14 protein-coding genes and 1 riboswitch are annotated in these 17,070 nt (G+C 71.1%); of the genes, 7 read left to right on the top strand and 7 right to left on the bottom strand.

Annotation, left to right across the window (positions count from 1 at the left end):
* Nucleotides 1-52: 52 nt before the first annotated feature.
* Nucleotides 53-754 carry a nucleoside/nucleotide kinase family protein gene (locus B1H50_RS06160; protein WP_080462896.1) on the bottom strand — a complete coding sequence of 234 codons (702 nt, stop codon included), beginning with the start codon at nt 752-754 and terminating at the stop codon, nt 53-55.
* A 13-nt stretch (nt 755-767) separates the two neighbouring features.
* Entirely contained in the window at nt 768-1,841 is a 1,074-nt protein-coding gene (locus B1H50_RS06155; protein ID WP_080462895.1) for a LacI family DNA-binding transcriptional regulator, read from the bottom strand.
* A 230-nt stretch (nt 1,842-2,071) separates the two neighbouring features.
* On the opposite strand from B1H50_RS06155, the gene B1H50_RS06150 reads away from it, so the two are divergent.
* The 5 genes from B1H50_RS06150 (at nt 2,072) to B1H50_RS06135 (ending at nt 8,762) form a co-directional block, all read left to right on the top strand.
* Nucleotides 2,072-5,263, top strand: coding sequence for a glycoside hydrolase family 2 TIM barrel-domain containing protein (locus tag B1H50_RS06150; protein ID WP_080462894.1), 3,192 nt, complete (start codon nt 2,072-2,074; stop codon nt 5,261-5,263).
* Entirely contained in the window at nt 5,260-5,406 is a 147-nt protein-coding gene (locus B1H50_RS09745) for a hypothetical protein (protein WP_158082833.1), read from the top strand. Before B1H50_RS06150 ends, B1H50_RS09745 begins: the two co-directional genes overlap by 4 nt.
* Nucleotides 5,407-5,459: 53 nt before the next feature.
* Entirely contained in the window at nt 5,460-6,434 is a 975-nt protein-coding gene (nrdF, locus tag B1H50_RS06145; RefSeq protein WP_080462893.1) for a class 1b ribonucleoside-diphosphate reductase subunit beta, read from the top strand.
* 25 nt (nt 6,435-6,459) lie between these two features.
* Entirely contained in the window at nt 6,460-7,836 is a 1,377-nt protein-coding gene (locus B1H50_RS06140; protein ID WP_229657812.1) for an LssY C-terminal domain-containing protein, read from the top strand.
* A 134-nt stretch (nt 7,837-7,970) separates the two neighbouring features.
* Nucleotides 7,971-8,762: a hypothetical protein gene (locus B1H50_RS06135; RefSeq protein WP_229657811.1), complete on the top strand. Its 792-nt coding sequence runs from the start codon at nt 7,971-7,973 to the stop codon at nt 8,760-8,762.
* 128 nt (nt 8,763-8,890) lie between these two features.
* Here the strand turns inward: B1H50_RS06135 and B1H50_RS06130 are convergent, their stop codons facing one another.
* Genes B1H50_RS06130 through uriH form a run of 3 tightly spaced genes read right to left on the bottom strand, consistent with a single transcriptional unit; the run spans nt 8,891 to nt 12,092 of the window.
* On the bottom strand, nt 8,891-9,841 hold the full coding sequence (locus tag B1H50_RS06130) for a nucleoside hydrolase (RefSeq protein WP_080462892.1): 951 nt from the start codon (nt 9,839-9,841) through the stop codon (nt 8,891-8,893).
* Between the two features lie 14 nt (nt 9,842-9,855).
* Entirely contained in the window at nt 9,856-11,103 is a 1,248-nt protein-coding gene (locus tag B1H50_RS06125) for a NupC/NupG family nucleoside CNT transporter (protein ID WP_080462891.1), read from the bottom strand.
* A gap of 44 nt (nt 11,104-11,147) precedes the next feature.
* The gene (gene uriH / locus B1H50_RS06120; protein ID WP_080462930.1) at nt 11,148-12,092 is read right to left on the bottom strand and encodes a uridine-preferring nucleoside hydrolase UriH; all 945 of its coding nucleotides are present in this window, start codon (nt 12,090-12,092) and stop codon (nt 11,148-11,150) included.
* A gap of 178 nt (nt 12,093-12,270) precedes the next feature.
* Here uriH and B1H50_RS06115 point away from each other — a divergent pair, with 178 nt between their 5' ends.
* Complete coding sequence (locus B1H50_RS06115; protein WP_080462890.1) at nt 12,271-13,173, top strand: PfkB family carbohydrate kinase; 903 nt, start codon at nt 12,271-12,273, stop codon at nt 13,171-13,173.
* A gap of 104 nt (nt 13,174-13,277) precedes the next feature.
* On the opposite strand, the gene B1H50_RS06110 is transcribed toward B1H50_RS06115, so the two are convergent.
* Entirely contained in the window at nt 13,278-15,029 is a 1,752-nt protein-coding gene (locus B1H50_RS06110) for a DUF885 domain-containing protein (protein ID WP_080462889.1), read from the bottom strand.
* 38 nt (nt 15,030-15,067) lie between these two features.
* Between B1H50_RS06110 and B1H50_RS06105 the strand changes: the two genes are divergently transcribed.
* A complete protein-coding gene (locus tag B1H50_RS06105) occupies nt 15,068-15,739 on the top strand; it encodes a low molecular weight protein-tyrosine-phosphatase (protein WP_080462888.1) in 672 nt (223 codons plus the stop codon).
* A gap of 112 nt (nt 15,740-15,851) precedes the next feature.
* Here B1H50_RS06105 and B1H50_RS06100 read toward each other — a convergent pair whose 3' ends face one another.
* Nucleotides 15,852-16,865 (bottom strand): alpha/beta fold hydrolase, encoded by a 1,014-nt coding sequence (locus tag B1H50_RS06100; RefSeq protein WP_080462887.1) that lies wholly within the window; start codon nt 16,863-16,865, stop codon nt 15,852-15,854.
* Nucleotides 16,866-16,979: 114 nt separating this feature from the next.
* Nucleotides 16,980-17,070, top strand: a riboswitch (SAM riboswitch).

Here is a 17,070-nt window from a genome sequence, read left to right as displayed (position 1 = left end):
ATGCCAGCGTGGGCCGTTGCTCAGCGGGCGGGACCGGTTTCGATGCTGTTTTCTACCGGTTTCGGTGGGAGGACGGGGCGCAGGTCCAGAGCTCGTCGCACCGGGGGGCGCTGGCCTCCACCAGTGCGGCATTGGGAAGATCGACGACGCGCACCCAGTGGGCCGCAGCCACGCGGTCCCGCCCGAAGCTCATATGCCGCGCCACGAGCCGGGCGGCCAGCTCCTCGCGCCCCACCACCAGCATGATGAGCAGGTCGATGCGCTCACGCGCAGCCTGCCAGCCGCCCTCGCCCAGTGCCAGGTAATTCCCCTCCGTGACGACGACTCCGCCCCCGGACACCCGCGTGCCCGCGGCCACCGGCTCATGCAAGTCGCGCCGGTAGACCGGCGCCAGCACCTCCTCGCCGCGCCGCACTCGGTCCAGGGTCACGAGGTAGCCGCCCACATCGAAGGTGTCCGGAGCGCCCTTGCGCCCATGGCGCCCCAGCTCGTCGAGCACCGCGTTGGACATGTGGAAGCCATCCATCGGCACCTCGCCCGCCAGCGCCCCCGCCTCGGCCAGGAGCCCCGTCAGCTCGCGCGCCGCCGTCGACTTCCCGGATCCCGGCGCCCCCGTGAGCCCTACGATCACGCGCCCACCCGGATCGCGCCCGATCTGCCGCGTCAGGCGCTCGGCTAGGTCGGCGGCGAGATCGGCGGCGGTGCCGCTGCGGGTGATCGGCGGGGCAGTGGACGCGTCGGCCTTGGGCAGCATGACTCGATTGTGCTCACACCGAGGGTGCGCACGCACGCCCCTGCCGGGTCTGCCCCTCGCCCGCACGCGCGCTCGGGGGCGCCGTCGAGCCCCGTAGGACGAGTTCGGTGGGGATGATGATGCTCCGCGAGCCGTCCACCACTCCAGAGGCCACCTGCTCCAGGACGAGGCGCACCATCTCCCGCCCATGGCGCTTGAAGTCCTGGTGGACCGTCGTCAGCGGCGGGAAGCTGAACTCGCCCAGGTCCAGTCCGTCGAAGCCGACGACGGACACATCGGCCGGCACGGCGCGCCCCTGCTCGTGCATGGCGCGGATGAGGCCGAGCGCCGTCTCGTCATTCGCGCACAGCACGGCCGTCACCTCGGGGTCGGCGGCCAGGCGCAGGCCCGCCCGGTACCCGGAGGCCGCGCTCCAGTCCCCGGGCAGCGGCTCGGGCGTCGGCGCGCCGGCCTCCCGCAGGCTCGCCGCCCATGCGGCGCGGCGGATGAGCGCGGATTGCGAGCCCTCGGGGCCGGCCACGTGGTGGACGGTCCGGTGTCCCAGGGCGAGCAGGTGACTGATGGCCTCGCGTACCCCGCCGGCCTGATCCGCGCTGACCGAGGGGTAGTAGCCCATGAGCGCGGAGTCGGAGACGGCCACGGGCATGGTCGGCGGCAGGGCGAGGTGCTCGCGCCCCGCCCGTCCCGCCTGGACGACGACGAGCCCGTCGATGGCCTGGTGGGCGAGCCGGACCGCCGCCGTGCGCATGTCATCGGACTCGGGCCGTTCCACCTGCACGAGGCTCACCGCGTAGCCCGCGTTCGTCGCCTCCTCGACGACGCCCGCCGTGGTCAGGGCCTCACCGGTGCGCTGGATCTGCTGGGTGAGGACGCCGATCGCCTTGAAGGAGCCGCGGCGCAGCGCCTGAGCCGCGCGGTTGGGGGAGTAGCCGAGCTGGCTCATGGCCCGTAGCACGCGCTCGCGGGTGGCCGGGCGAACATTGCCGGCGCCCATGGAGACGCGTGAGGCCGTCTGTGTGGAGACGCCGGCCAGGCGGGCGACATCGCCGAGCGACGGCGCCCCCGAACTCCTGCTCCCACCGGCCATGGCGCGAGGCTATCAGGGGTGGATATCGGCATTCTGCCGCCATTTCGTGGTGACGTTCCCATGGTTGGGGCCAGGTGAGGCCCGATGCGCGGGTGCGAACGAGCCATTCTCTTGCCCATGTTGCGGATCACCTTTATGATAACGTCAACATTAAGGAGCTCGAACGGGCCGCACGGGCCGCATCGGAGCGGGCCGCCCCCAACGCCGCCAGTCGCAGGAGACCGCAAGCGATGATCATCCCCCGACACTACGAGGACCTCGGCGTCCTCCACGAGAACACCCTTCCTGCCCGCGCCTACTACGTCCCCGCCTCCACCCCGCCCGACCCCAGCCCCTGGAAGCGCCAGGACTCCGACCGCTTCCAACTCCTGTCGGGCACCTGGCGCTTCGCCTACCTGCCGTCGGTCCGCGACCTCTCCATTCCCTTCTGGGAGGGCGAGGCCGCCCCCGGCCCAGCGGCCTGGGCCGTCCTCGACTTCGCCGAGGTGCCCGTGCCCAGCACCTGGCAGCACACCGGCTACGACCACCACCAGTACACGAACGTCCGCTACCCCATCCCCTTCGACCCGCCCCGCGTTCCCCAGGACAACCCCTGCGGCGCCTACCTGCGCGAATTCGACTACACCCCCATTGCCGAGGCCCCCTGCGCGCATCTCGTCTTCGAGGGCGTCGACTCCTGCTTCTACGTCTGGCTCAACGGCGCCTACGTCGGCTACAGCCAGGTCTCCCACGCCACGAGCGAGTTCGACGTCACCGAGCACATCCGCCCCGGCGCCAACCGCCTCGCCGTCCTCGTCCTCAAGTGGTGCGACGGCACCTACATGGAGGACCAGGACAAGTTCCGCACCAGTGGCATCTTCCGCGACGTCTACCTCCTGGCCCGCCCGCGCGCCTCCCTCCTCGACTACGCCGTCACCACCACCCTCGGCGATGGGGGCGCTGCCGACGCCCCCGCCGCCGTCGAGATCCGGGCCTCCTACCGGGGCGGGGCCGTCCCCACCAGGGCAGTGCTGACGGACCGCGACGGCCTCACGGTGGCCTCGGGCGCCCTCGAGCCCGAGGCCGCCCCGGCAGCGGGCGCCGCTGGCACGGAGGCGGCCGACGACCGGGCCGACGCCCCCTACACCCACCGGCTGCGACTGGAGGTTCCCCATCCGCACCCCTGGACCGCGGAGGACCCCTACCTCTATACCGTCACCCTCATCACTCCCGGCGAGTCCATCGCCGACCGCGTTGGCCTGAGGGAGGTCAGCGCCGACGGCGCCGTCGTGCGCCTCAACGGCCGGCCCATCACCCTGCGCGGCGTCAACCGCCATGACTCCGATCCCGTCACCGGGCCCGCCATCGACCTCGCCCATATGCGGCGCGACCTGCGGCTCATGAAGGAGCACAACATCAACGCGGTGCGCTCCTCCCATTACCCGAACGACCCTCGCTTCTACCAGCTCTGCGATGAATACGGCCTCTACGTCATGTCCGAGGCGGACAACGAGAGCCATGGCGCCCAGACCCGCTTCCTCGCCGACCCCTCCTGGGATAACCGGGCCGAGCACTGGAACGAGCCCATCGCCGACAATCCCGAGTGGACCGGGGCCACTATCGACCGCATGCGCCTGTGCGTCCACCGGGAGAAGAACCGCCCCAGCGTCATCGCCTGGTCCGCCGGAAACGAGTGCGCCTACGGATGCACTTTCGAAGCGGCGCTGGCCTGGGTCAAGGGCTTCGACCCCACGCGCCTGACCCACTACGAGAGCGCCTTCCACCGCAGTTCCAGGCGCGCCTACGACTACTCCGATCTCGACCTCTACTCGCGGATGTACCCCGGCCTCGATGAGATCCGCGCCTACCTCGACTCCGATCCGGACAAGCCCTTCCTCCTCGTGGAGTACTGCCACGCCATGGGCAATGGCCCCGGCGACCTCGAGGACTACTGGGAGATCATCCGGGCCGATGAGCGCATGTGCGGCGGATTCGTCTGGGAGTGGTGCGATCACGCAGTCGCCGCCGGCACCGACCCGGATGGGCGCGTCATCTACCTCTACGGCGGGGACAGCGGCGAGCAGATCCATGACGGCAACTTCTGCGTCGACGGCCTCGTCTCACCGGATCGCGCGCCCCACTCCGGGCTCGCCGAGCTCAAGAACGTCCAGCGCCCCGCGCGCGTGGTCTCCTACGACGCCGAGGCCGGCACCCTCACCCTGCGCAACGAGCTCGACCACACCGACCTGGCCTCCTACGCCCGCGCGACCTACGAGCTCACCCGCGACGGCGAGAGCCTGGCCAGCGGGGACATTCCCTTGACGGCGCCCATCCCGCCCCACAGCGAGGCCTGCCTCCCGCTGCCCCTGAGCATCCCGGACACCGGGCGCTGCCACCTTCTCATCACCTACCGCCTCGCCCGCGACGAGCCCCTTCTCCGCGCCGGCCACGAGCTCGGATTCGATGAGGTCGCCCTGCCCGGTGCGGATCGCCGCCACCGGGCGGTGGCCGCCCTGGATGAGCGCCCCGCCCCCCGGGGCCCCGTGACCGCCATGCGGAGCGGAGGGCGGATCGACGTCGTCGCCCCCGGGCTCACCTGCTCCTTCGATACGCGTACCGCCCTGCCCACGAGCATCCGCGCCGGCTCCGCCGAGCTCCTGGACCGCCCGGCCGAGCTCATCATCTGGCGCGCTCCCACGGACAACGACTGCCATATCCGCGCCGAATGGGAGCGCGCCGGCTACCACTGGGCGACGGCGCGCGCCGAGGGCCTGCGGGTCGTGGAGCCCTCCGAGGAGGGCCGCGTGGTCCTGAGAGCTGGGATAGCCATGGTCGCTCCCGCCCTCCAGCCCGCCCTGCGCGGCACCATCACCTGGACCGTCCGGGCCGACGGCGATATCGACCTCGCGCTCGACATGAGCCGCACCGAGGGCTTCCCCGCCCTGCCGCGCCTGGGCCTGCGGCTCTTCCTCCCCGAGAGGATGGACCGGGTGTCCTACTACGGGCTGGGCCCCGGCGGCGCTTACATCGACAAGCGCCGCGCCAGCCGCCACGGCGAGTTCGCCGCCGCCCTGCGCGAGCTGCACGAGGACCACATCAAGCCCCAGGAGAACGGCAGTCACACCGACTGCGACTACGTCGCCGTCGTCAGCGGCGATGGGGCGGGAGGAGCGGCGCCCGGTGGGCCGCGCCCCGGCCTGACCGCCATCGGCCGCAGCCCCTTCTCCTTCAACGCCTCCCCCTACACCGCGGAGGAGCTGGCGGCCCGCCGCCACAACACCGAGCTCGTCGAGTGCGGCTCCACGGTCCTCACCCTCGACGCCGCCATGGCGGGCATCGGGTCGAACAGCTGCGGGCCCGTCCTCGCCGAGCGCTACCGGGTGGCCGAGCGCGATCTCGCCCTGACCCTCACCCTCCGTCCGAGCTGCGAGGAGAACCGGTGAGGAGCGCGCAGAGCCCTCAGGACCCATCGAGCGCCGAGGAGCGCGGATGCCTCACGTGGCGCAGCAAGGTGGGATACGGCTCCGGGGGCGTGGCGGGCGACGTCGTCGTCCGCATCATCGCCGTCGTCGGGCGCTGTCGTTAGCATGGGCCCACCGCGGCCGGCCGCGGTGGGCCCATCCCTTTCGGAGGAAGAACATGCACGATCCCATCAAGCTCATCGACCGCGTTCAGGCGATCAACTGGAACCGCCTCGTCGACGACAAGGACCTCGAGGTCTGGGACCGCCTCACCGGGAACTTCTGGCTGCCCGAGAAGGTGCCGCTGTCCAACGACATCCAGTCCTGGGCCACCCTGACCGAGGCCGAGAAGAACATGACCACCCGCGTGTTCACCGGCCTGACCCTCCTGGACACCATCCAGGGCACCGTCGGTGCCGTCTCCCTCATCCCGGACGCCCGCACCCCCCATGAGGAGGCGGTCTACACCAACATCGCCTTCATGGAGTCCGTGCACGCCCGCTCCTACTCCTCGATCTTCTCCACCCTCATCTCGACGGCGGAGATCGACGAGGCCTTCCGATGGAGCGAGGAGAACCAGAACCTCCAGCGCAAGGCCCAGATCATCCTCGACTACTACCGGGGCGACGACCCGGAGAAGCGCAAGGTCGCCTCCACCATGCTGGAGTCCTTCCTCTTCTACTCCGGCTTCTACGCCCCCATGTACTGGTCCAGCCACGCCAAGCTCACCAACACCGCCGACCTCATCCGCCTCATCATCCGCGACGAGGCCGTGCACGGCTACTACATCGGCTACAAGTACCAGCTGGCGGTGCGCGAGTCCTCCCCGGAGCGCCAGGCGGAGCTGCGCGAGTACACTCTCGACCTGCTCATGGAGCTGTACGACAACGAGGAGCAGTACACCGAGGACCTCTACGACGAGCTGGGCCTGACGGAGGACGTCAAGAAGTTCCTGCGCTACAACGCCAACAAGGCCCTCATGAACCTGGGCTACGAGGCCGTCTTCCCCGCCGAGACCGTCGATGTCAACCCCGCGATCATCGCCTCCCTGTCCCCCAACGCGGATGAGAACCACGACTTCTTCTCCGGCTCCGGATCCTCCTACGTGATGGGCACCGCCGAGGCCACCGAAGATGATGACTGGGACTTCTGATGTGACCGAGGGGGCGGATGCGCCCATGAGGCCCCGGCCGACGGTCCCGCCCGTCTACCGGGGATCCAGCAAGGTGACGCAGGCCCGCGCCCGCAACTGGGGGCTCGACGATGTCATCGACGCCGCCTTCTTCGCCTTCGCCGCGGGCGCCGCCCTCTGGCTGGCCTGGCTCGTCATCGGCGCCGGATGGCACCCGACCCCCTGGGCCCTCCTCGCAGGAATAGCCTTCTGGGGCCTGCTCGCCTACCTCGCGATCCCCCGTATCCACCAGGTCCTCACCTGGCTCTATGTCCCCGACTACTTCATCGGGCGCACCCGCACGCCCGACGGCCTCCTCGGCGACCCCGTCAACCTCGCCCTCCTGGGCGACGAGGAGGACCTCCACGAGGCCATGCGCAGCGCCGGCTGGGTGCGGGCCGACCCGATCACGCCGCGCTCGAGCTGGCGCATCATCATCTCCTCCCTCCTGCGCCGCTCCTACCCCGGCGCGCCGGTGTCCACCCTCCAGCTCTTCGGCCGCGCCCAGGACGTCGCCTACCAGAAGGAGGTTGAGGGCAACCCCTCCCAGCGCCACCACGTGCGCCTGTGGCACACCCCCGCGAACTGGGTGCTTCCCGGCGGACGCGCCGTTGACTGGCTGGCCGCCGCCACCTACGACCGCGCCGTCGGCCTGTCCACCCTCACCCTCCAGGTGACCCACAAGATCGATGCGGATATCGACGTCGAGCGCGACTACGTCGTCGACGACATCCGATGGGCCTCCCCAGCCGCCACCCTCCAGATCTGGCCCGACTTCTTCACTGCTTACCACGACAAGAACGGCGGGGGCGACCAGGTCATCACCGACGGCGACCTCTACGTCCTCGACCTCCACGACGTCGTGCCCGATTCCCAGCACTCCGTGGAGCTGGCCCGCGCCAGGGCTGCCGATAAGCGCGCCTCGCGGCACAGGCCGGGCCAGCTCGTCATCGCGCTCGGCCTCATCGCGCTGCTCGTCGCCGCCAGGATCGGCTCGACGATCGCCTCAGCCGCCCTGTCCACGACGATCGACCTCCTCTGGTCCAGCGGGGTCAGCGATGCGCGGACCGTCGTCTACGCGGCGGTGGGCACCATCTCGGTCATCCTCACGCTCGTGGTCCTCGGCCTGGGGTGGGCGGCCTGGAACGGTCACCCGCGAAGTCGGATCGGCCTGCTCATCGTGCTCGCCCTGAGCGTGAGCATTGACATGTCCCAGGTGGCGGCCCTGGGCGTACGCCACGCGCCCGCCTGGATCCTCACCACCTCCGCGCTCGCCGTCCTCGCCCTCCTGGCACTCACCGCGCGCCCCGTCCACCGCTGGGAGCGGGCGCGCAAGGCCGAGCGACGCGCCGCCCGCCGGCCCGAGCGCGTCCAGCGGCCCTAGGCGCGCCGCGAGCCCGCCGATCCGGTCCGGGGCCCGGGCGCTGAAGGGGGACGGCGCCCGGGCCGCCCTCCCGTTCGGGCCCGTTCCAACCCCATCCACCGGGCCCGGTCGGCGAGCCCCGCTACCCTGGCCCCATGAGCGACTACCTCGTGGGCCCCGCCGGCGAGCCCGCCCCAGCGCCGACGATCCCGCCGCTGCCGGCGCATGTGCGCTTCGGCATCCCCTTCAACGGGGTCGTCCCCCTGTGGTTCGACGGCGACCAGATCGCCTGGTACCGGCCCGCCGATGGCACTGATCTCGCCGATGTCCTGGGGCTGGGGCACGTGGAGACCGAGCCCGGGCCCTCCTGCGTGCCCGGGGGGTGGGCTGAGCGCGTCGAGGTCGGGACGCTGGAGGAGGGCGGCCTGCGCCTGCGCGCCGAGGGCCCCACCGGGCGGCGCGCCATCAACGACGCCGGCACGGGCGTCCTCATCCCCCTCGACGGGCCGTTGAGCGTGCCCGAGGCGATGAGCGGGGGCTTCGACACGGCATCCTTCGCCGTCCACATCGCCCGGCTCATGCTGAGGGCGGCTCGCGACGGCGCCATCCTCGTCTTCACCCTGCGCGCTCCTCGCGACCCCGAGGCCCACCACATCCTCTCCGTGCCCTCCGAGGTGGACTCCCAGCGCGTCATGCGCTTCCACTTGGGAACGCTCATGGAGATGGAGGGGGGCGCATGGGACAAGGCGGATCGGCGGGGCGGCATGTCGCTGCTCGACCTGTCCATCCCCTACGAGTCCCTCCTGGCCGGCGCCGGTCCCGAGGCCGAGCGGGGCCTGGACGCCGGCCTGCTCATCGAGCTCGCCGAGCCCGTCGTCGCCTGCCTGCTCAAGCCCGGCTTCCCCTTCGCCCTGGGCTGCTCCTACGTGATGCCCCAGCAAGGCTGACCGCCTCCGCGCCGGTGAGGCGGGCGCCGGCCCTCGCGCCCTGTCGACCCCGCGCCCCTCACAGGCTCCTCGCGCAGCAGGCCTGGAAATGAGCAGTGCTTCCGACTCCGACTCCCGGGCCGCGCCGCTCAGCGGGTCCGCGCCAGGGCGGTGACGCGGGACATGAACTCGGTGAGGAACCTCTCGGCGTCGACGGCCACGGCCGCCCGGCTCGTCCTCGGGGCGCTCAGGCGCTCCACATCCCCGATGGTGCGCCCCCGGGTCGGGCCCTCCAGATCCACCGCGAGGTTGATGGGCAGCATCGTCACCAAGGAGGGGTCCACGGCGACGCCGACCGCCAGCGGATCGTGCAGGCCGCAGCCGCCGAGCCCGGGCGCCGTCGTCTCATAGGCCCGGATGTAGTAGTCCGTCATATCCGCCAGGAAATCTCCCGCGGCCGTCCCCAGCTCGCGCCAGCGGCGCGTGTGCTCATAGGTGAGCAGGGTCCGGAGGGTGACGTCGAGGCCGACCATCGTGGCGCTCACCCCCGAGCGCAGGACGGCGTCGGCGGCCTCCGGGTCCTGGCTGATATTCGCCTCCGACCACGGGCTGACATTCCCGCTCACCGTGAGCGCCCCGCCCATGAGCACCACGGTCAGCCGCTCAGCCAGGCCCGGGTCCTTCTTCAGGGAGGCTGCCAGGTTGGTCAGCGGACCAGTGGGCACGTACACGAGATCCTCCCCGTGGGCGCGGGAGGCCTCGATGATGAAGTCGACGGCGCTCGTCCCCTCCACGGCGCGGGGCGAGGGAGTCAGTGCCGCATCGCCCAGGCCGTTGCGGCCGTGGATGAAGGCGGAGATCTCCAGAACCTCGAAGCCGTCGCGGGCCAGGGCGTGGGGCAGGCCGGGGTAGACGGGCACATGCGGCGCTCCGAGCAGGTCGAGCACCGCCAGGCAGTTGCGCGCCGAGTCCTCCACGAGGACATTGCCGTAGGTGGTGGTGATGCCGATGAGCTCGGCCTCCGGGCTGCCCAGGGCGTAGGCGATCGCCAGGGCGTCGTCGATGCCGGTGTCCAGATCCAGAATGAGCTTACGGGTCATGATTCGCTCCTCCCTCACCAGACGAACAGACCGACCATTCCGGCCGACAGCAGCGAGACGAGGATCCCGGACAGGAGCATCCGGCCCACGTTCTTGGAGATGAGGTCATTGCGCTCCTTGTCCACCAGGCCCTTGAAGCAGCCGATGATCATGCCGAGCGTCCCGAAGTTCGCGAAGGATGTCAGGAAGACGGTGAGTACCGCCTGGTAGTGGCGCGCGTAGTCGCCGATGTGGGGCTGCACCTGCCCCATGGCCACGAACTCGTTGGTGACCAGCTTGAGGCCCATGATCCGGGACATGTCCCAGGCGGTGGAGGTGTCCAGGCCCAGCAGGAGCGCGGGTCCGTACATGACGACGCCGAGCGCCGACTCCAGGGAGAGCGGCTCCCAGATCGCTCCGAGGATCTTGTTGATGAGGGCCGCCAGGGCCACGAAGGTGATGACGTTGGCGGTGATGATGAGGATGAGCTTGCCGGCGCCCAGGATCGAGTCGCCCAGGAAGGAGAAGAACGGTTCCTTCGCCGCTCTGCTCTGCGCGCCGTCGGCGTCCTCGGAGTCGTCGACACCCTCGTAGGTGACGATGATGTCCTCCTCGGGCGGCACGTGGACGGGGTAGAGCATGGAGGTGACGATGAGCGCGTTGAGGCAGTTGAGGGGCACCGCTGTCAGTACGAACTCCGCCGGAACGATCTGGATGTAGGCCGCCAGGATCGATGCCGTCACGCAGCTCATCGACATCATGGCGATGACGACGTTGCGCGCCGGGCTCATCCGCTGCACCTGCAGCTTGGAGACCGCCAGGGCCTCCGTGTTGCCCAGGAACATCATCTCGATGGAGTAGAAGGCCTCGAACTTGGGCTGGCGGGTGACCGCGCTGAGTCCCCAGCCGATCCACTTGATGAGCCAGGGCAGGAAGCCGATATAGGTGAGGATGTCGAAGACGGGCACCACCAGCAGGATCGGCAGCAGGGCGCTGACCACGAAGTTCACGGGCATCGGGTCCACTCCCTCGGCCCCCACCCAGTTCGCCAGGGCGAAGTTGATGCCCTTCCAGGCCACGGAGACGAGCTCGTTGAAGCCCGCGGCCGCGCCCTCGATGGCCGCGCGCCCCCAGGTGAAGCTCGTGAGGACCCAGGCGATCACGAGGTTGAGGGCGGTCAGGATCGCCACGGACTGCCAAGGGATCCTCTTGCGGTCATGGGAGAGCAGCCAGCCCGCCGCCAGGAAGACGGCGATGCCCAGGACGTTGATGGCCAAGTACATGATCGGTTCCTTCGAGAGACGCTCGGGGGCGGGGAGGGGATGAGTCAACCGAGGCGCGCGAGCGCGTCGGCCACGAGCTCCCAGAAGCGCTCGGCGTCCAGTCCCGTCCCCACCCGGGTGGTGCAGGCGGGGTCGGAGTCGTCGACGAGCGCGCGCATGTCGGTCACGGTCATCCCGTAGGTCAGCGTCCCGCGCAGCTCGACGTCGATCGGGCAGCGCCTGGTGGGAATGAGGCTCGGGTCGATGACGCGGGCGACGGCGCAGGGGTCGTGCGTGGGCGGATCCGGGAAGGCCTCCTGATCCCGGTAGGTGGAGCGGAAGAAGTCCATCAGCCCGCCGACGGCATCGGCCAGGCGCGGGTTCGCCTCGCACAGGTCCGCCTGGACCTCGGGAGTGCACAGCGCCCGGTGGGTGACGTCCAGCCCGATCATGGTCACGGGCCAGGACTCGTTGAATACGATCTGGGCGGCCTCGGGATCGCACAGGATGTTGAACTCGGCCACCGGCGTCGCGTTGCCGACCCCGTAGGCGCCGCCCATGAGGACGATCTCCTTGACCCGCGCGACGATGCGCGGCTCCAGGCGGGCCGCCATCGCGATATTCGTCAGCGGACCCGTGGGGACGATCGTGATCGTCCCGGGCTCACGGCCCATGATCGTCTCGATGAGCCAGTCGACGGCGTGCTGGGCGGCGAGCGGTCGGGACGGTTCGGGCAGGTCGACGCCGTCGAGACCGGTCTCGCCGTGGATGTAGGCGGCGTCAATGGGCCGGCGGATGAGGGGGCGCCGGCAGCCGGCGTGGATGGGCGTCTCCGGGCGGCCCGCGAGTTCGCAGACGGCGCGGGCGTTATGGGTGACCTTGTCCAGGCCGTGGTTGCCGCCGATCGTCGTGATGCCGATCAGGTCGACCTCGGGGCTGCCCAGCGCGAGGAGGATCGCGATGGCGTCATCATGACCCGGGTCGCAGTCGAGAATCATCGTGGTGGCCACATTCGACTCCTTCGTCAGCGTGACTGCCAGGGAGGGCGCGCCGGACAAGGGGCGAGTGGGCCGGCGCCCCTGATCGGCGACTCCCATTCTAGGCCATCGATCATCGGAAAAGGCGGGGATGGCAGGGGAACGGGCGGTACCCTGATAGCCCGTCCGCCCAAGCGAAGGAGCTCATGCCATGGGGCGCGTCATCGTCGTCGGATCGGTCAACCAGGACATCACCGTCACCGTCGAGCGCTTCCCCGCGCCGGGGGAGACCCTGGCGGGGACATCCACGAGCTACAGGCTCGGCGGCAAGGGAGCCAACCAGGCCGCGGCCGCCGCTCACGGGGGCGCCGAGGCCCTGCTCGTCGGCCGTGTGGGCGGGGATGCCGCAGGCATCACCCTGCGCGAGGAGCTGCGTGGCCACGGCGTGGACGTGAGCGCGCTGCGCACGGATGAGGAGAACACCACCGGTATCGCGTTCATCACCGTCAGCGCCACCGGGGAGAACACGATCATCCTCGACGCCGGCGCCAACGCCCGCGTCACCGGCGCGCAGGCCGCCGAGGCGATCGACGTGGGCGTCGACGACGTCGTCGTCCTCCAGGGGGAGGTCCCGGCAGTGACCAATGAGGAGGTCATCGAATGGGCCCACCGGGCCGGGGCCCGTGTGGTCCTCAACCTCGCGCCCGTCTACTCGATCGCGCCGGAGACCCTGGCCGGCGTCGATGTGCTCGTGGTCAACGAGACCGAGTGCGGGCTCGTACTGGGCTCGCCCGCGCCCGGTAGTCCGGAGGAGGCGCTCGCGGCGGCGGCCGCCCTGCGCGAGCGGGGGATCGCGGGCGTGCTCGTCACGCTCGGCGCCGCCGGGGCGGTGTGGGCCTGCGCCGAGGGCAGCGGGCATATGCCGGCCATTGATCTGGGGCCCGTGGTGGATACGACGGGCGCCGGGGATGCGAGCGTCGGCGTGCTCGCCGCTGCGCTCGCCGCGGGGCACGGCTTCGCCTCGGCCGTGGCCGAGGGCATGCGCGCCGGCTCGACGGCGGTCCTCGCCGCCGGCGCCGCCGCCTCCTACGTGGCTATCGCCCCCGTCTCCTGAGCGAGACCGGTCGAAATCACGATCGAAACCGGTCACAGTTCTCGGGGGCCACTGCCGTACCAGCTGCGCGGGACTGAGGGTCGCCCGCGGGCTCCCGGCCGGCCTCAGGCGGCCAGTGCCTCGCGCATGACGTCCAGACCCACGCTGCCCAGGCGCAGCGCCCTGGCGTGGAATGCCTTGAGGGAGTCATCGGCCCCTGCCGCGCGCGCCGCCGCCAACGAGGCGTCCCGCGCCTCCTCCCATAGGCGCTGCCCGACGGCGTAGGACGGCGCCTGCCCCGGCCAGCCCAGGTAACGGTCCAGCTCGAAGCGCAGGAAGGACTCGCCCATCGCGGCATTGGCCCGCAGGAAGGCCCATGCCGAGCCCGCGTCCCAGTGCCCCTCGCCCACGCCCGGCAGGGCGGCGAGCTCAGCGGGCCGCTCCTTGCGCAGGTGCACGCCGATGTCGAGCACGACGCGCGCCGCCCGCAGCCGCTGGGAATCCAGCATCCCCATGCGGTCGGCCGGGTCTTCCTGGAAGCCGAGGTCCGCCATGAGCCGCTCGGCGTACAGGGCCCAGCCCTCGCCGTGCCCACTGACCCAGCAGCCGTGGCGTCGCCAGGAATTGAGCTCATCGCGCAGAAGAGTTTGCATGCCGATCTGAAGGTGATGCCCCGGCGCCCCCTCGTGGAACACCGTGGTGCGCTCCTGCCAGGTCGCGAAGTCCTCCGTCCCGGCCGGAACGGACCACCACATGCGGCCCGGGCGGGAGAAGTCGTCGCTCGGCGCGGTGTAGTAGATGCCGCCGGTGGACGACGGCGCGATCCGGCACTCCAGGGCGCGCAGGGGGGCGGGGATGTCGAACTGGGTGCCGTCGAGCGCCGAGATCGCCGCGTCCGAGGTCTCCTGCATCCAGGCCCGCAGCGCCTCCGTGCCGCGCACCTGCCGTGAGGCGTCGGCGCCCAACCGCTCCAGGGCCTCGGCCACGGTGGTGCCCGGCCCGTAGAGCGAGGCTGCGATGTCCTGCTGTTCGGCGTCGATGGCCGCCAGGCGCTCCCTGCCCCACTCGTAGGTCTCGTCCAGGTCGATGCGCGTGCCCAGGAATTCCCGGCTGAATCTCTCGTAGCGCTCGCGGTCCACGGCGTCGTCGCCGGTGGCGAGCGGAGAGATATCGGTGGCCAGCCAGTGGGCCGCCTCGGCGTAGGCGGCGCGGGCCTCGCGCGCGGCTGCCCGCAGGTCCGTTGTGAGGGCGGCTGGCAGGGCGCCGCCGTCGGCGAGGCGCGCCCCCTCGATCAGTGCCGTGAAGGATGACGACGCCTTCCCGGCCTGGTCCTGGGCCTGCTTGATGCAGGCGCGCACCTGCCGAGCGGCGGGGGTGAGCCCGCGCGCGGCCGCCACCCGCAGCGACTCGCGGTGCCCTGCGAGAGCCCCGGGCACCGCCCGCAGGGCGGAGGCGAAGCTCTCCCAGTCGCCCGCGGTGGCCATGGGGTGGTTGTCGAAGGTATCGCGAATCGTCTGGATCGGAGAGGCGATGTTGTTCAGCGCCCGCAGGTCCTCGCCGGCCTCATGCAACTCGTCCTCGACGCCGAAGCGCTCGCGCATGGCTGCGATCGTCACACGGTCGACGTCGTCGACGGGGGCGGCGGTATCGAGCGCGGCCAGGGTCTGGGCGCGCAGATCGGCTAGAGCCGAGAAGCCGGCGGGGGAGTAGTCGTCCAGGGCGCCGAGTCGGCCGGGCAGGCCGGAGTAGAGGGCGAATTCGGGGGACAGTGCTGCCAGGCGCTCCGCATAGCGCTCGGCGACGGCGTCGACCGCGGTGGGCGTGCGAGGGGACGCGGGATGCGCGGGGGTCCCGTAGGACGCGCGGGGATCAGTCATGGGGGCGAGCCTAAGGGCGGACCTGGCACGATCGGGTCATGATCTCGAATCCTACCGGCTCCGTCCCCGGCGAGCCCCGCGTCCTGCCCGTCCCGCGCGACCCCGACGGTCCCTACCGGGTCATAATGGTGTGCACGGGCAACATCTGCCGCTCCGCGATGGCGGAGGTTGTCCTCCTCGATCGGCTCGGCGCGGCGGGCCTGGCCGGGCGCGTGGAGGTGGCCTCCTCCGGGGTCTCCGGCGAGGAGCGCGGCAACCCGATGGACTCGCGGGCCAGGCGTCTTCTGCTCGCCAGCGGCTACGGCGAGGGCTGCGACGGCGGGGGAGCGGTGGCGGCGCGCATCGCCTCGCACCGGGCCCACCGCATCACGGATGCCGAAATCGCGGGCTCCGATCTCATCCTGGCGATGACCGCCTCGCATGAGCGCGAGCTGATGCGCCGCGCGCAGCGGGCGGTCGTCATCATCGACGAGCCGGAGGGGCCCCGGAGCGCGGGGCGGCGCATCCGCATGTTCCGCGAGTTCGACCCCAAGAGCGCGGCGGATCTGGCGGCGATCGCGCAGGGGCTGGTCTCCCGGTCGCGGCTCGACGCGCCCGACCCCTGGTACGGCGGGATGGAGGACTTCGAGGACACCCTGGCGATGGTCGAGCGCGTCGTCGATGAGCTCGCCCCCGCCCTGTCCGTCCTCATGCGAGACCGGTTGATATAGCGATCGAGACCGGCCGGTTCTCCACAGGCTCTCCCCGCCGCGAGAGTGGAGGAGGGCCTGTGGGCGGCGAACCGGTCTCGGTGCTGTTTTCGACCGGTCTCGCACGGATTGATCAGTGGGAGGGGCGGGGGAGGCGGGCGCTCAGCCAGCCGGTGAGGGTCGCCAGGTACTCGCCGCGGGCGGGCTCGGGGGAGAGCGCGAGGTCGTGCACCCCGCCGGGGATCTGCCGCACGGTGACATCCTCGCCGAGGAACGGCGCGCGCTCCACCATCTGCGTGACGTCGAGCACCGCGTCCGCCCGCAGCACCGCCTCGCGACCGGCGCCGGGGGCCGCCGACGCCGTCGAGCAGCACAGGAGCACCGGTGCCTCGATCCCCAGGCCATGGCGCACCCGCCGCTGCATGCGGCGCACGCTCGTGAGGAAGCCCGCTCGCGCCGGCCAACCGGGCGAGGGCTTGAGTGCGAGGTCCCAGTCCCACTCCCCGCCCCATCTGGCGTGCAGGGAGCGGGTGTAGGGGTCGGCCTCGAAGGCGTCCTCGTCATCCGCCTCCGGCGCTGCCGGGTTCGTGATGACCCGCCCCGGCATCCACCGCGACATGAGGTCCACCGCCGCAGTGCCGTAGGAGCGCATGAAGCCCGAGGCGTTGAGATCCAGCCACGGCGAGTTCAGTGTGATGGCCGCGACCCGTCCCGGGTGGTCCGCCGCCCACAGCACCGCGGACAGCCCGCCCGTGGAGTGCGCGTTGAGGACGACGGCGTCGTGCCCCTTCTCCTCGCGCAGGATCCGCACCGCCTCGGTGATCTCCTCGTCGTAGACGAGCAGGTCCGTGGTGTCGTGCGGGAAGGAGCCCTCGGGAAGGTCGGCGCTCGCCCGCCCGCAGCCGCGCATCTCCAGGGCGTAGAACTCGTAGCCCGCTCCATCGAGCGCGGCCGACAGGTGCGTCTGGAAGAAGTAGTCGGTCCGGCCGTGGATGTACAGCACCGCCCGCGCGTGCCGGGCGGCCCCGGCGCCGCGTTGGTGGACGAGGATCGCGTGATCCGCCCCGGGCGCGGCTTCGGAAGGGGTGACGGGGATATGGCGCGCCACCCAGGGCCCGCCCAGGAGGTCCGGGATGATCATGGTCATGCAGGCATCGTAGATCCGGGTGGCCCCTCCCGTGCCGCGTCGCCATTCCGTGACCTTGGTCCCGGAATCGCCGCCCGGCTTGCGCGCCGGCGACTCGGCTTTATACCGTTCTCCTGACCATCCAGAGCAGTTGAGAGACCTGGCTCGACGACGCTGCAGCAACCCCCTGAGAGGGTGAGGGTGCTTCCGCCAGGACCGATGGAGG

It is taken from the genome of Actinomyces gaoshouyii, assembly GCF_002072175.1.
Classification (GTDB): domain Bacteria; phylum Actinomycetota; class Actinomycetes; order Actinomycetales; family Actinomycetaceae; genus Actinomyces; species Actinomyces gaoshouyii.
The sequence above is the reverse complement of the archived record's forward strand: the minus strand, read 5'-3'. Positions and strand labels throughout refer to the sequence as shown.

Bases quoted from the DNA above. Each gene is read 5' to 3' on its own strand.
- B1H50_RS06160 (WP_080462896.1), bottom strand. From the start codon at position 754: ATGCTGCCCAAGGCCGACGCGTCCACTGCCCCGCCGATCACCCGCAGC.
- B1H50_RS06155 (WP_080462895.1), bottom strand. From the start codon at position 1,841: ATGGCCGGTGGGAGCAGGAGTTCGGGGGCGCCGTCGCTCGGCGATGTC.
- B1H50_RS06150 (WP_080462894.1), top strand. From the start codon at position 2,072: ATGATCATCCCCCGACACTACGAGGACCTCGGCGTCCTCCACGAGAAC.
- nrdF (WP_080462893.1), top strand. From the start codon at position 5,460: ATGCACGATCCCATCAAGCTCATCGACCGCGTTCAGGCGATCAACTGG.
- B1H50_RS06140 (WP_229657812.1), top strand. From the start codon at position 6,460: ATGAGGCCCCGGCCGACGGTCCCGCCCGTCTACCGGGGATCCAGCAAG.
- B1H50_RS06135 (WP_229657811.1), top strand. From the start codon at position 7,971: ATGAGCGACTACCTCGTGGGCCCCGCCGGCGAGCCCGCCCCAGCGCCG.
- B1H50_RS06130 (WP_080462892.1), bottom strand. From the start codon at position 9,841: ATGACCCGTAAGCTCATTCTGGATCTGGACACCGGCATCGACGACGCC.
- B1H50_RS06125 (WP_080462891.1), bottom strand. From the start codon at position 11,103: ATGTACTTGGCCATCAACGTCCTGGGCATCGCCGTCTTCCTGGCGGCG.
- B1H50_RS06115 (WP_080462890.1), top strand. From the start codon at position 12,271: ATGGGGCGCGTCATCGTCGTCGGATCGGTCAACCAGGACATCACCGTC.
- B1H50_RS06110 (WP_080462889.1), bottom strand. From the start codon at position 15,029: ATGACTGATCCCCGCGCGTCCTACGGGACCCCCGCGCATCCCGCGTCC.
- B1H50_RS06105 (WP_080462888.1), top strand. From the start codon at position 15,068: ATGATCTCGAATCCTACCGGCTCCGTCCCCGGCGAGCCCCGCGTCCTG.
- B1H50_RS06100 (WP_080462887.1), bottom strand. From the start codon at position 16,865: ATGACCATGATCATCCCGGACCTCCTGGGCGGGCCCTGGGTGGCGCGC.